Consider the following 13910-nt stretch of genomic DNA (forward strand, 5'->3'; position numbering starts at 1 on the left):
AGGGTACTATCAACTCCCTCAAAAAGAACATATTTCCTGACCTTGAAAGAATGGAGTTTATTGTTCGTTTTGATAAAAATGACAATACTATCAATAAACAATCAGAAGCACGAAAAAGTGTTTACGCCGTACAACTAACTGATTTAGGTATAAAATATGTGCAAGAAAATAATCCAAAAGAACAATATAGAATGTATGTGGAGGCAACGGAAAAAATATTACGTCCAATTGTAGATGATTTGTTTTGTCTGCTTTATAGAGAGTTTGAAAGTATTAGTGTTTGGGAGTTTATGTTTATTTTTTCAGATGAAAGTCTCTCCATTAACGATAAAGTTCGCCTTATCAAGCAAAGCCGAAAAATGACAAATCTCGAGCATATTCAACTGAGATTTGAAATTCAACAAATGTTTAAAGGTATCAATAAACGTGCCAAAAATAAAAATGACCGAAGGGATTTTAGTAACTGGTATAATGAAACTTTACAAATTTTACACCTCCTCAATCAGACCATTTACTTCAAAACCTTTCGTAAAACTGTTCTGATGCTTTCCCTTTCGCAAGAAGCATTAGAGTTTAGAGTAACCCGTAGCGAAAATCAGAAAATTGAAGCCTTGTTATGGCATAAAATAGAAAAGCGACCCGATTACGATTTACATCATATATTTCCTTTGGAATACGCCTCTTGTAAAAAAGATTTAGATTTGATAGATGATTTTCGGAATTTGATTTACATTTCCAAAAAATTGCATAAAAAAATTCCTTTCAAGAACAACCTGTTTGTAGAAATTGCTTATGAAGACAATCGCTTATTACTGCGAAACCCGCTAAATAAAGCTGATTTTCTAGATATAACAGAAGAAGCAGTTTATGAAAAAACAAACCTAAAAGATATTATAGAATATAACAAGAAAATTCTCCAAGAAGCAGTCATATCAAAGCGAAGCAGTGAATAGACTTACTCAACGTGAGTTATGCTGTAATTTCTTTGTAAAGTATAATTTTGTCATTATTCTTGTAGAAGTTTTTGATAGAGGTTTTTTTTATCTAGTCGTCCCTTAAAAAGTATATTTGAATTTATTTTTTACCGAAAGCAACCTTTGAAGCGAGTAAAAAAGTCTCATAGGCAAAAAGAAACTTTGTAGAGGTTCATCAACCTCTTGAAGTTAAAAGCAGCTGCCGCCAGCATCACGTTGATGTTATCGCCTACGATACCTTTGTAGAAGTTTCGCTTCAATCGGTGGCCAGATTTCAAATATCCCATCACAGGCTCAATGCCTGCTCGCTTTCAGTGCAATCGGCTTAATTTGCGTTTCTGATAGTAGCTTTGTGTTTTTTTGGGTGGCGAGGGGAGCAAAATTTCTGTCCCCTCAATGTTCTTTTCGCCCCTGTACCCCCTATCCACTTTGGCTTGTTTGGGCAACTTACCCACCAAACGCTTGACCTGTTCAAGGGCAGGTCGCAAATGTGTCCATCATATAATCAGCCTACCTGCTATCGTTTTTAGCTTTTTATCTGCCTTCCTTGTTCACTTTTTATTCTTAGCGTGATTGCGAAAACGCTGTCCTCGTTTCAGTTGCTTTAAGGTTCGCTCATAGCTTTGTCTGAATACCAACTGCTCTTGTTTGGCTATCGCTTGACAGCGTTTGATGATTTTTTGGTGCAATTTAGCGTCCGTTGGAAAACTGATATTCTTTTAATGTACTGTCGTATCTACGCTTACTTGCTCATCTTGGCTATCTTGACCATTCACACGAATGCTCTCTTGTAAAATCAATTCTATCCCTTTTTCCCCTATCCTTTTCCTGAAATGCACTAATTCAGATGCCTCAAGCCCGCTACAAAAGAGGTTTCTCCACAAAAATATTGGTAGTAATTGTTTTCACTCCACTGTTCCACTACACTCTCATCGGAAATATTGCGAATATGTTTTAACATCAACAATCCTACCATCAAGCGAATGGGCTTGGCTGGTCTGCCAGTGCTGGCACTATACAAAGGCTCAAAAGCCTGCTCAAATATCGACCCATTGATTTGATTGGCTAAAACATAAAGAGGATGCCTTTGATTAAATGTATCAGCAAAACTAAAAAATAAACTTAACTGATTGACAGGGGTTTTCTTGGGTAGCATAACAATAATTTGCAAGATTTTTGACACAAATTTACAAAATCTTGCATTTTCTCAAACGAAAATACTAAAATAATTTCTTGATATTGAAATACTTATACCATTTTTAAGGGAATACTATTTACTTTTTGCCATAGTTCGTATAGGTGCATTGCCTCTTTTATACATTTTTTACTCATAAATGCAGGAACTTCGTTTTTTTGAATTTGGCTTATCAACCGCTCTAAATTCAAAAAGCGAAGTTCTTTTTTTCCCTTCTTGCTTCCCCACAGATAAGTAGGCAAGACTTCTACTTTGCTGAGTTGGGTATGTGTTTCTTTACCCCAAAAACCTTTTGTAATGTGCAATTTTAGCATTGGAATAAGCCTATCCCAAACAAAAATATCATAAGCTACAAAATCGGCAAGGGAGTAAATCGCAAATCCCTGTTTCTTTTTTAGCGTAAAAGGACAAATAAACTCATATTTTTCCATAGGTTGAGGGTTATGCGGGTGGCTTCCTAAAATAATATCTACACCACATTCTTTGAAAATTCTGTGAAAAATTTGAATGGTATGTTCCGAAGGATACATCTGATAAGCGTTTCCTGTATGTAAAGAAAGAACAACCAAATCAGAGCCTCGTTTGTGGGCATTTTCTACATCTTTTCGCAATCTTTCCAAATTGCAGTCAGGCAAATTGAGCCTTTCGTAATTTACCAAATATCCTTTGTCTTTGGGCAAAACTTCCCTATTCAGCGAATAAGTATAAGCAATAAAAGCAATTTTGATACCTTTTCGTTCTAAAATGGGAAAATTATCACGCTCTTGCCAGTTACGAGCTGTTCCTGTGAAAGCAACTTTCTGACTTTCAAGAAATTCTATCGTTTTACAAATACCCTCCTCACCCATATCAAGGCTGTGGTTATTAGCCGTAGAAAGTATATCATATCCCTTGAAGCGAGGCTTTCCACTGAAAATTTCAAACATTTCGCTACTGGCATTGAAAAGCATATCTGTTATCATCACTTCGGGTACAAATGAAGTAGGTTTTTGTAGGTGAATAGGGGTTTCCAAGTTTGCAAAAACAATATCTGCCTTAAAAAAGAAATCGCCTACTTCGTCCCAAAGGTTTTGGGTGTATTTTTTCTGTATCCAAGCGTAAGGCATAAGGTCGCCGCCTGCTGAAAGCGTAATAGTACTTTGTGGCTCAAAACCATCAGGAATAGCAAATTGAATTTTTTGCTTGGCAAAATGTTCAATAATCGTTTGAGGGAAATAAGTAGGAGTTTGGAAGTAGTATTTGTAGCCCAAATAAAAAATATATTCACGCGAGCAGAAAGGCGGGTTTTCTTCAAAATTAGTGAGAGGAACTTGCCATTTTTTACCTTTTAGTATCCTGAAAAAACCAAAAAATATTTTTAGAACCAAAAGCCAAAGTCTGCCTCGCAGGCTATAAGGCAAAGTTTGTGGAAATTTTTTTTGAAAAGAAATTTTTTGAAAAATTTTAGGCATACTTTGTAAAAGCATCTATAAGGAGTTTTACGCCAAAGCCCACAAAAATAACACCCGAAACCTGATTGAAGCGTTGCATAATAAGCGGCGTAAATAATTTGCGAAGCCTTGAAGCTGAAAAAGAGATACCTACTTCGGTCAGGAAAATGGCAAGAAGGCAAAATACAAAAAAAACAATTTGTAAATTGAAAGGGAAATATTTTTCCGTTTGCAAATGAGCTACAATAGCTACCCAAAAAAAGAAATTCACAGGATTAAGTGCATTCAGCAAAAAACCTTTACCGAAATAATACAAAGCATTACCCAAATGTGTTTTGGTGGGTTTGATTTCTACTTTTTTCTTAAATATACTGCCTGCCCCCAGTCCTACCAGTAGCAAGCCACCTACAAAACTGCTGTAAAAAGGCATTTGAGGGGTATCAGGAAGAAAACTTGTTCCTGCCATTGCGGCAGAAATAAAAAAAATATCCGAAGCTATCACTCCCGAAGCTATGAAAATTCCGCTTTTGTAACCGAAGTCTATGCTGTTTTGGATAAGGGCAAAAAACACCGTTCCGAGCATACAGCTTAAAACTACCCCTGTTCCAAAACCCGAAACAATTGCATCAAACATTCATTTTTCAAATTTGGGGCTGAAAATAGTAAATTTATTTCACTTGAAAGTAAATTGAGCCTTTATTTTGCTTGAAAGCGAATTTTTGGTTACTTTTGTTTATGTTTTGGTATCAATTTGAAAGTTTTTGGCTATGAAAGTTTTTTACGCTCTTATATTTTGCCTGCTTTTTTCTTATACAAAAATTTTCGCTCAATGCATTCCAAGCAATACCAATACATTCGGATTGCCTGCTCTTATCTGTCCTGATGAAAGTATAAATTTTACTAATCCTCATAGTTCAGGATTTACTTACGAGTGGGATTTATGTGATAGAGATATGGAAGCTACGCCTCAAGTTCATTTTCTGACAGGAATGCTTGGAAACGAAGGATTAGGTCATAGCCAACTCGTAAGCGAGAATGGAGAGTATTTTTTATTTTTCACAACTCACTACACCTCTCGTTTGTACAGATTTGATTTAGGAAATAATCCCCAAAATCCCCCACAAGCTATTCATAATTTAGGTAATTTAGGAATATTAAATAGACCTTGGGGGCTGAGTATGGTAAGAGATGAAAATAGTGGAATTTGGTATGCTGTTACTACAAATTATTTTTCCAAGCAATTCATAAGAATAAATTTTGGGACTTCTATTAAAAACGTTCCAACCGCAAGTTTTATGGGGAGTTTGGATCCCAGTTATATTATTGTCAATCTTAAAATAATCAAAGAAACTACAAACTACTATCTTTTAGCAACTGGAGAAACGAATAATAAAATGGCGATAGTCTATCTAGGTAGTGGAATAAATAATTTTTCAATTTCTGATGTAATAAACGAAATTTCCTTTGTTTCACTACCTTCACCATTGGATTTTGATGTAGTAAGTGATTGTGGTATTTGGAATGTAATAACTATTTCAAATTCAGGTAACAAGCATTTAATTTTCAGCACAGGTTTAAACAATACGCCTACTATCCTTGATGAGCCCTATGTATCAGGTATGGGGACTCCTCGTGGGTTATCTATCGTTAGAGAAAATGATGAGTATTATGCAATAACATTGGATATTACGGGAAAAGCACAAAGAAGCTATTACGGGAATAGCATTACCAATAACTCTGTGAGTAATACTTTTCTGGGAAGCATTACTACTAATTCTAACTTTTCACAATTTTTTGATATTTCTAGTTTTTATTATCAAGGACAATTTTTATTTTTCTCTGCTAATCTCTTTCAAAACCAAATCTTCCGCATAGATTTTGAACGCAAATGTGGTGAAAATGTCTCTTTCTCCACTAATTACAATCCTACAAATATCCGTTATCGTAATGTAGGTACGCACCCTGTTGCTTTGCAAGTAAAGGATAATACAAGTAATATTGTTCATATTTACAAGGGAAATGTAAATATCAATCCTACAAGCACCGTAAGTAATTTTATTGCTCAAGACGTTTGCATAGGTTCGCCTGTGGTGTTTAACAATACTTCTGTGGGTAGTGATAGCAATGTAGCCTCTTGGCAATGGAATTTTGGCGATAGCAATACCTCTAATCTCAAAAACCCCACGCATACGTATAGTAGTGCAGGAAATTACAATGTTACGCTCACGGTCAATAATTTGAATGGTTGTGTCAATAGCATTACAAAAGTAGTGCGAGTTTCGGGAGGCGTAACCGCTGATTTCCAAGCCCCCGCTACCGCTTGCGTAGGACAAGCTATTGCTTTCAATAATCTTTCCACTTATACCAATGTTCCTTTTCACGCCGCTACGGGCTTCTACTGGAATTTTGGTGACGACACTTACTCGCCTTTCAAGAATCCAACCAAAACTTACACCACAGCAGGCAATTACAATATTACACTCACCGTGCAAGATTCGGCAGGCTGTAGTAATAGTATCAGTAAAAGTATCCAAATCTTGGATAATCCTGCGGTTTCTTTTAGCTTTCCGCTCAATATTTGTGCAGGTGTGCCTGTTCAGTTTATCAGTTCGGCTACCAATGCTACTGAATACTTATGGCTTTTTGAAGGACACGGCACAAGTACCCAAGCTAACCCTACCATAACTTTCCAACAAGGTGGTTTTTACGATGTTACCCTTCAAGTAAAAAATAACAACAACTGCATCAACACCTTTACCATTGAAAATATCCCTGTTTTTGATGCTCCCGCTATCATTTTTACAACTCAACGATTTCTGGATAACCCTTTGCGAGTGCAATTCAATAATTTTACATCAGGTGCTATTAGTTACGAATGGAATTTCGGTGACGGGAATACTTCCACTCAAACGCAACCCACACATACGTACTTGCAAGCTGGTGAGTATTTAGTAAGACTTAAAGCTATCAGCCCGAATAACTGCGAAAGCACATTCAGCCAAGTTGTAGGAGTAGGAACGCTCAAACCAAACATAAGTCTCAATGAGTTAAATTTTGAGAATAACCAAATTAAACTTACTTTAGAAAACAAAGGAAATACTTTGCTTAACAACCTGCGAATTTTTGTAGAAGTAGCCGATACTACTTTCATTGAAACTTATGCTCCCATCATTGCCCGAGGGGAAAGATTAGATTATACTTTGCAGACCAGCATTCCTGATGAAATTTTGACAAAAGCAAAGTATTTCTGTGTAAAAGTTTTACCCAAACCCTCTGTGCAAGATATTGACCTTTCTGATAATGAAAAATGCTTCAATCTGACTAATCGCCTTTTTGTATATGACCCCTCTCCCAATCCCGCCCAAAATGAAGTGAAACTCGCTTTCACTGCTCCCAATAGCGGCGAAGTGATTTTCAGAATTACAGATATGCTCGGAAAAACTATTGTAAAAACAGGAATTGCTAGCAAAGGTTACAATGAAGAGATTTTAGACTTGCGTAGTTTTACCAAAGGTTTATATGTGATTACACTTGAATTTAGCGGAAGTATTATTCATAAGAAATTGGTTATCAATTAATTTTTTGGCAAAATTTTTGATAACTTTCAATAGCTTTTGAGTATTTGAGTTCTTTTGCTTTCTGAAACTCCAAGCACGCCCCTGAGGTATCTTTGAACTGCAAACGCAAAAGCCCACGCTGAAAATATGCCTCTGCTTCTTTGGGGTTTAATGAAAGAATTTTATTGAAATCATTGATAGCTCCCGACTCATCTCTCAAACTGATTTTAATTTTTCCTCGTAAGTAATATCCTGCTATGTTTTGAGGCTCTTTACGCAAAAAAACATTGATAGTTTCCAAGGCATCTAAATAGTTTTGCAGACTATCTAAAATGTACGCCTTTTGAAGTAAAAGCTGACTTTTTTGTGGATTTTGTAAGATTTCTTGCTCCGTTTTTTGTAAGCGTTTTTCTAATAATTCAACATTGCTAATTTTTGGGTAATCAGTTGTTTTTTGGGCATTACAAGTGCTGAAAAAGAATAAATTACAGCAAAGCAAAAGCAGTTTTACCGCAAATTTTTCTTTCAAAGAGAAAGATTTGCGGTAAAACTTAGGTTTCAAGCAAAAATGCGTGTTATTTTGGTTTATTTCCACCTGTTTTGGGGGCAGGTTTAGTATTTGGCTTCGTATTAGGAGTAGGTTTTACTTCGGGGATAGCTTTCAATTTGAGCAAATCCTCCGCTTTTTTCAAAATATCACCTTCATTCTTTTCATCAACAATTTTTTGGGCAAACTCTTTGGATTTGGGTAAATCTTTTTTGGCATAGTAATAGCCCATCAGATAGTTGTAGGCGGCGGCTCGGTCTTTGCGATATTTAGCAAGTTCTTTTTCTTTGTCTTGAGCTTTTTCAATAAGTTTATCCGTTTCAGCAAGATAAGTTTCATAAGGTTCTTTAGCAAGAGCTTTATCGTTGATATCGTTACTATTTTGTGATAAACGATTGTTCGCTTTGTAAATCAAGAATTTCGGATAATCGGGATATTTCTGGAAACCTTGTGTAAAAATTTCATCAGCTTTGTCGTAATTTTCTTTGCTTAACATATACGAATAGCCTGCATATACATAGTTTTCTATAACAAATTGTTTTTTATTGATTTTATTTTTAGCGATAACCTCTTCAAAGGTTTTACCTGCTTCTACATATTTTTTCTGGCTATAAAGAGAATCTGCAATGCGGCGAATGTAATAAATACTTCCCTCATCATCGGGGGTTAATTCATAGGCTTTGCGAAGGTTAGCATAGGCTTCGTCGTTATTTTTATTTGCAAAAGCTATATCTGCTAAACATTCATAATCTGATGCGAAAAGTTTAATACCCGATTGCAAAACTTTACCCATAAAACTTTGAGCATCAGCCGTTTTACCATTTTTTTGCAAAGCATACGCCATCCATCTATTGAATTCAGGGTATTTTACTTTGCCTTCCATAGCTTTTAGCTCCTGCAATGCTTTCTCGTATTTTTCAGTTTTGTATAGAAATATAGCATACCTATAACGCACTTCATCACTTTTTTCAGAACGAGCCATATATTTGTCGTAGTAGGCTATGGCACTATCTAATTTTTTAGCTTTTGAATAAAGTTCGGCAATTTTGCGATAAATAGGTGTATAGTCGGGAGCGGCACGCATAATTTCCTTGTACTCTTTCAATACATCAGTATAATCTGGGTTTTTTCCGAATAAATTAAATTCCATACGCTTGGTGAGTGCTTTACCACTTTTGCCGTTACTTTTCGCTTTGGCAAAATCGTAATTCGTAATTGCCTTAGGACCATTTTCCGATTTTTTAGTCAGCATATAAGCATCGCCCAAGAAAATGTAGGCATCTTCTGTAACATTTTTATGCTTTACAGCTTCCTCTAAAATCTTGATAGCTTCAAAAGGGTCTTGATTGGGAACTTCGTGGCTGATATACACTTCACCTGCACGCAAAAGCACATTGTAATCTTTGGATTTAGTTTTCTTGATAACCTCATCAATGATAGCTTTTGCACCTGCTTTATCGCCTTTCATTAGTTTTACTTCTGCAAGTCCTATTTCGTTCAATGGAAATTTTTTATCAGCTTGCAAGCCTTTTTCAAATTGAGCTTGGGCTTGGTCGGCTTCACCTGTTTTAGCATAAAAATACCCTAAATAATAGTAATGCTCAGCAGTAGGTTTGCTACTCACGAGTTGTTCAAAAACCTTTTTAGCAGAGCTAAATTGCTCCATATCCATATATTGCAAGCCTTGTTGTATGCTTTGAGCTTGCAACACATAGCTGAAAATAAAAGTCAAAGCTAATAGACTAATTCTTTTCATTTTGTATTTGAATTTTATGGTTTGAAAACTATTTAATTTCCAAATTTCGTGTGATAATTTCTATTTCACGCGTAGGAATTTTTTTAGGCAAAAGTCCTGCCTTTAAAAAAATTCGCTGACCCGTTTCCTGACCTAAAAATGCCATAAAAGCGTAAGAAAGCCCTATTCTATTGTTTTTCACAATGCTATACACCTCTCTTGAAAGGGGGTACAGATTTTGTGCCAAGTTGATTTGCGAAGCCAAATAAGCCTTTCCTGTGCTATCTTGTACAGGCAAAATTTTTACACCCGACAAGAGCTTCTGATTGGCTTCATTCTCTTCACTTATCCAGCTAAAACTCACAATCCCCAAGGCATTTTCTCTTTTAGCAACCTGCTCCACGATAGCCAAATTAGATTTCGTACCAAAAATTTTTAGTTTGCTAATATCAGCAATTTCAAATTTATTTTTCAAAAAATTATGATTGCTGGAATTCGCATTATCCAACACCATAATAATTTCACTATCAGGGTTTTGTGGATTAAGTTCTTTCCAATTTTTGATTTTACCCGTAAAAATATCTTTAAGTTGCGAAAGACTAATGCTGGTATCTTTGATAGCAGGACTAACCACCACCGAAATAGCATCTACATAGCTCACCCAAGCACGTGTAATGGTTTTTTGTCGTTCAATTTCTTTTTTTTCATTGCTATTCAAATCTCGGCTAATAATAATTGCATCTACACTATCTCTCAAAAGTAGGGCTACTGCTTTGTCTTCGGGGGCTATCACAAGATTGATTTGTGTTTGTTCATATTCATTCATAAACATTTTTGCTTGTTGCTGAATGATATGGTAGAATGCCTCATCTACTGCAATATACACACTTCCACTAGTAGGTGTATCGTATTTTTTTTCTGCATTTTGCTTTTCTTGGGTAGCAGAATGACAAGCCCACAAAAACATTACAGAAATTGTAATTAAAGAAATTTTTTTCAAGAGAGTTTTCATTGTTATAACTTTCGGCAAAAATAAAACAAAAATCCTAAAAATTAACCTTCTCTCTGATATTATTTTGCTTATAGCTTTTTGAGGCTTTCAAAAAATGTGCCTAAAAGCATTCCTAAAATACCTGCCAAAAATCCTGCCAAATTCGCAGGCAAAAACTCAATAGGGAAAATTAGACATACAATCCACACCACAAGCCCTACAAACATTGAAAGCATAGCTCCTAAGCAAGAAGGATTTTTCAGATACAATGCCGCCCAAATCGGTACAACCAAAGTTACTAAACCCGATGAAGCCGCAAAGCTAGCGAGTTCAAAAATACTTTCGCCCATATTTGCCAAAATGAGTGAAAAAAAGGTAATAATCACCACCGAAATACGCAGTAGCCACAGAAGCGTTTTATCCGTTTTATTTTTTACAAAAGGTAAAAAAATATTTTCTGCAAGAACCGTGGCAGGTGCTAAAATTGCCCCACTTGCTGTGCTTAAAATCGCCGAGAGCAAAGCTCCCAAAAATAAAATTTGTACCCCCAAACCGCCAATTTGCAATACCAATACAGGCATAAGTGCATCAGAGTTTTCTGCTAAAAGATTAGGAAATAAAATTCGGGCGTAGAGCGTAATTACAAGTGGAATGGCTGTAATCAGCAAATACACTCCTGCCGAAAGAAATGATGCCCTTACAGCAACTTTTTCAGATTTGGCAGAAAGAATACGTTGCAAGACATCTTGCGAAGGAATTGAACCCAGCCCCAACGTGAGCCACGCAGAAATATATGCCAAAATATCTGAAAAATTACGTTCAGGTAGCACCTGAAAATACTTTTGAGGACTTTGAGCAAGCACTGCCTCCAAAGAGATTTGCTCCGATAAGTTCCACCAAATAGCGATAAGTCCTGCTACAATAATAAAAGACTGCAAAAAATCTGTAACAGAAACCGCCCACATTCCACCAATGTAAGTGTAAATTAGCACTACAACCGCCCCAACAATCATTCCTGTAAAAAGTGGTAAGCCCATTACACTTTCCAATACCTCACCTAATGCTTTGAGTTGTGCCGCCACCCAACCGAAATACGTAAGCACCATTATCAAACTGCTGATGAAAGCAATTTGGGTATTATAGCGTTTTTCAAACAAATCGCCGAAAGTCAGCAAACCCAAGCGATACAGCTTTTTTGTAAAGAAAAAACCTATCAGAATGAGTGCCAAAACCGCCCCCAAAGGCTCTTCAATAATGCCCAAAAAGCCATTTTCAGCATATTCCGAAGGGCTACCCATAATCACCTCCGAGCCGAACCAAGTAGCGAATAAACACGCCACCGAAACCCCCAAAGGTAATTTTCTGCCTGCCAAAGCAAAATCTTGGGCATTTTTTACACGTCGGGAAGCCCAATAACCTACCAAAAGCGTAAGCAACAAATACAGCAGTATAAATATCTGTAAAGCACCCAAAGTTTCTATGTTTTTTGCTAAAAACGGCGAAGGTAAAAAACGAGTGATAAATTTTCAATTTTTTAGCCTACTTTCTGCAAATTTCTGTTCTGAAAAGCTATTTTCTTTGGATTTTGGAAGTTTTATTTTTTCCCAAAAGTTTCTGTTTGGGTTGATGATGAGCTACAAAACAGCAAGAATTACTATGCTCTAAATATCCATCACCTTGCCATAAAGCGGCATTATCGTGAGGGCGAACTTGATATTTTTGCTGTTTCCATTGTTCTTTTTCTTGTTCTAATTCCTTTTGTAATTCCTCATTAGAAATAGCATCAATGAGTTTGTTTAGATCGGGTTGTCCTGCATCTACCCAAGCTGTGTACCAAAAATCGGCAACTGCCTTCACCGAAGCCCGAAAACGCCTTTCTACTTGCCCGTTGAGCCTATCGTGATAGGCTTTGGAAAACTCTCGCGAGTAGGTGCGTATGGTGATTTTATTCCGTTCTTCAAAAACATATTTTTTATCTTCGGGAAACTCTTGGGTGAGTTCTTTTTCAAAGCGAAGCACCGAATCTAAAGCATTATGAGCATTGATAACATAATCCCAAGCCCGCAATTGCGTATTTTTGATGTATTCGGCTCTGCCTACAAAAAGGTCGTAATCTTGTGAAAAAAGTTCAGGAAGACGCGACTCCCAAAAGCCGTGAATACCTACTTGTCCTGTTTTTTGTCCGTTGTAATTTTCAGTAGTATGCAGAGGTACGTTGCTATCGGCAATATAATGCCCCAAATCGGCACTCAGACGCAAAATTCGCTTCACCTCTCTTTGCTCAAAAGCTCTTGTGAGGTCGTGTTTCATCTTTTCAATGTGCCAAGGCACTATTCCGTATGCTTTCAAAGTATCTTCGGTAAAACGTTCTACGGCTTGCTTCCAATAGCGTGGCATTTTATAGACAGCACTATCATTGAAAAATTTATCATACACATCTATATCAATAAAATGCCTTTCTGCTTCACCTTCTACGGCGTATCTACGCGAATCAGGATTTACAGCTTCTTCGGTGATGAATGTAATGTAATGTTTGTAAAAGCGTATCATTTCGGGGGGCAAACAGAATACCGCTAAACGATTGATTTTTTTATGTCCAAAAAAACCCCATTGAGGTGATTTCTTTTGGGTACTGCTGAGTAGCAAAACTAAACCGATAAAAAGTATAAAATTTTGTAGATAGCCTTTTTTCATAGCTTTTGTACTTGAAAACTTACCCTGAAAATCAATCTTCATTTTTATCCCAAAAATCCCAACCAAAGAAACTAATTTCCAAAATGACCCCTGTTTGCCTGAACGGATTGGCAGGAGTAGTAGTGATTCCACCTAAACAAACTTGTATACGGCTTGTAGGATTGAAAGAAATTCCCAAAGACGCAATAGAATTAGAGGTATTGGCAAAAGTAGCATCACTCATCAAAGCCCAACGCTCACTAAAAGGAATTTCTACACCTGCAAAAAAACCCCAAATATTACCCTGACCTGTAAAAGCCCCGTTGGCAATATAAGCCCCTGCGTTGATGTGCCAATCTTTCATAAATTCAGATGCAAGCATCGTGTAAAACTTGTATGCCCAATGCCACTCACCTTCATTGATTAAATTTGTACCCATCTGCGTACCAATATTGATACGTAATTTGGGGTGAGGTAAAATCGGAACACCTTTTTGCATATTGAAAAGCAATAGCGGTGTAACTGCTTCTAAACCAACGGTATCTTCTATTATCAGAAATCGTGAGTTTTTTCGCCAAGAAAGGTCGGTATCTATGTTAAAACCAAGTTCCCAATGATGACCAATACCATAATCAAAATCAAATTGAGTTTGTGCTGAATGAATATGCCAAAAATTATTTTGGATTTGGTAAAAATGCTTGCCTCGGTGAGTAATTTCGCCTGATGGAATTGTAAAAAAAGTTTGTTGTGCTTGCAAAACAAGGCACTTACACAATAAAAACCAGCAAAGAACTCCCCTTTTCATACT

Annotated in this window: 10 protein-coding genes and 1 pseudogene; 2 read left to right on the forward strand and 9 right to left on the reverse strand. The window is 36.5% G+C overall.

From position 1 onward, the window contains the following. Positions 1 to 50: 50 nt before the first annotated feature. Positions 51 to 953, forward strand: a complete 903-nt coding sequence (locus Rain11_RS02640; protein ID WP_101357777.1) for a hypothetical protein — start codon at positions 51 to 53, stop codon at positions 951 to 953. A 194-nt stretch (positions 954 to 1147) separates the two neighbouring features. On the opposite strand, the pseudogene Rain11_RS14215 reads toward Rain11_RS02640, so the two are convergent. The 3 genes and pseudogenes from Rain11_RS14215 to Rain11_RS02655 all read right to left on the reverse strand — a co-directional run. Next, positions 1148 to 2130: pseudogene (locus tag Rain11_RS14215) on the reverse strand (transposase); the annotation flags it as partial. A gap of 92 nt (positions 2131 to 2222) precedes the next feature. Then, positions 2223 to 3635, reverse strand: a complete 1413-nt coding sequence (locus Rain11_RS02650; protein ID WP_101357779.1) for a CapA family protein — start codon at positions 3633 to 3635, stop codon at positions 2223 to 2225. Next, on the reverse strand, positions 3613 to 4233 hold the full coding sequence (locus tag Rain11_RS02655) for a LysE family translocator (RefSeq protein WP_101357780.1): 621 nt from the start codon (positions 4231 to 4233) through the stop codon (positions 3613 to 3615). Before Rain11_RS02655 ends, Rain11_RS02650 begins: the two co-directional genes overlap by 23 nt. Positions 4234 to 4366: 133 nt before the next feature. Here Rain11_RS02655 and Rain11_RS14185 point away from each other — a divergent pair, with 133 nt between their 5' ends. Continuing rightward, the gene (locus tag Rain11_RS14185; protein ID WP_101357781.1) at positions 4367 to 7177 is read left to right on the forward strand and encodes a PKD domain-containing protein; all 2811 of its coding nucleotides are present in this window, start codon (positions 4367 to 4369) and stop codon (positions 7175 to 7177) included. Here Rain11_RS14185 and Rain11_RS02665 read toward each other — a convergent pair. The 6 genes from Rain11_RS02665 to Rain11_RS02690 form a co-directional block, all read right to left on the reverse strand. After that, positions 7170 to 7685, reverse strand: coding sequence for a tetratricopeptide repeat protein (locus Rain11_RS02665; RefSeq protein WP_133121477.1), 516 nt, complete (start codon positions 7683 to 7685; stop codon positions 7170 to 7172). The genes Rain11_RS14185 and Rain11_RS02665 overlap by 8 nt on opposite strands. Positions 7686 to 7731: 46 nt before the next feature. Continuing rightward, positions 7732 to 9459, reverse strand: a complete 1728-nt coding sequence (locus tag Rain11_RS02670) for a tetratricopeptide repeat protein (protein WP_101357783.1) — start codon at positions 9457 to 9459, stop codon at positions 7732 to 7734. Positions 9460 to 9487: 28 nt separating this feature from the next. Then, a complete protein-coding gene (locus Rain11_RS02675; protein WP_101357784.1) occupies positions 9488 to 10450 on the reverse strand; it encodes a PstS family phosphate ABC transporter substrate-binding protein in 963 nt (320 codons plus the stop codon). A gap of 68 nt (positions 10451 to 10518) precedes the next feature. Further along, a complete protein-coding gene (locus Rain11_RS02680; protein ID WP_165778061.1) occupies positions 10519 to 11901 on the reverse strand; it encodes a sodium:solute symporter family protein in 1383 nt (460 codons plus the stop codon). 97 nt (positions 11902 to 11998) lie between these two features. Beyond that, positions 11999 to 13123, reverse strand: a complete 1125-nt coding sequence (locus tag Rain11_RS02685) for a zinc dependent phospholipase C family protein (protein WP_207764413.1) — start codon at positions 13121 to 13123, stop codon at positions 11999 to 12001. Positions 13124 to 13154: 31 nt separating this feature from the next. Next, positions 13155 to 13907: a hypothetical protein gene (locus tag Rain11_RS02690; protein ID WP_101357786.1), complete on the reverse strand. Its 753-nt coding sequence runs from the start codon at positions 13905 to 13907 to the stop codon at positions 13155 to 13157. Between the last annotated feature and the right edge of the window lie 3 nt (positions 13908 to 13910).

The sequence above is a fragment of the Raineya orbicola genome (assembly GCF_002843425.1).
GTDB classification, from domain to species: Bacteria; Bacteroidota; Bacteroidia; order Cytophagales; family Thermonemataceae; genus Raineya; species Raineya orbicola.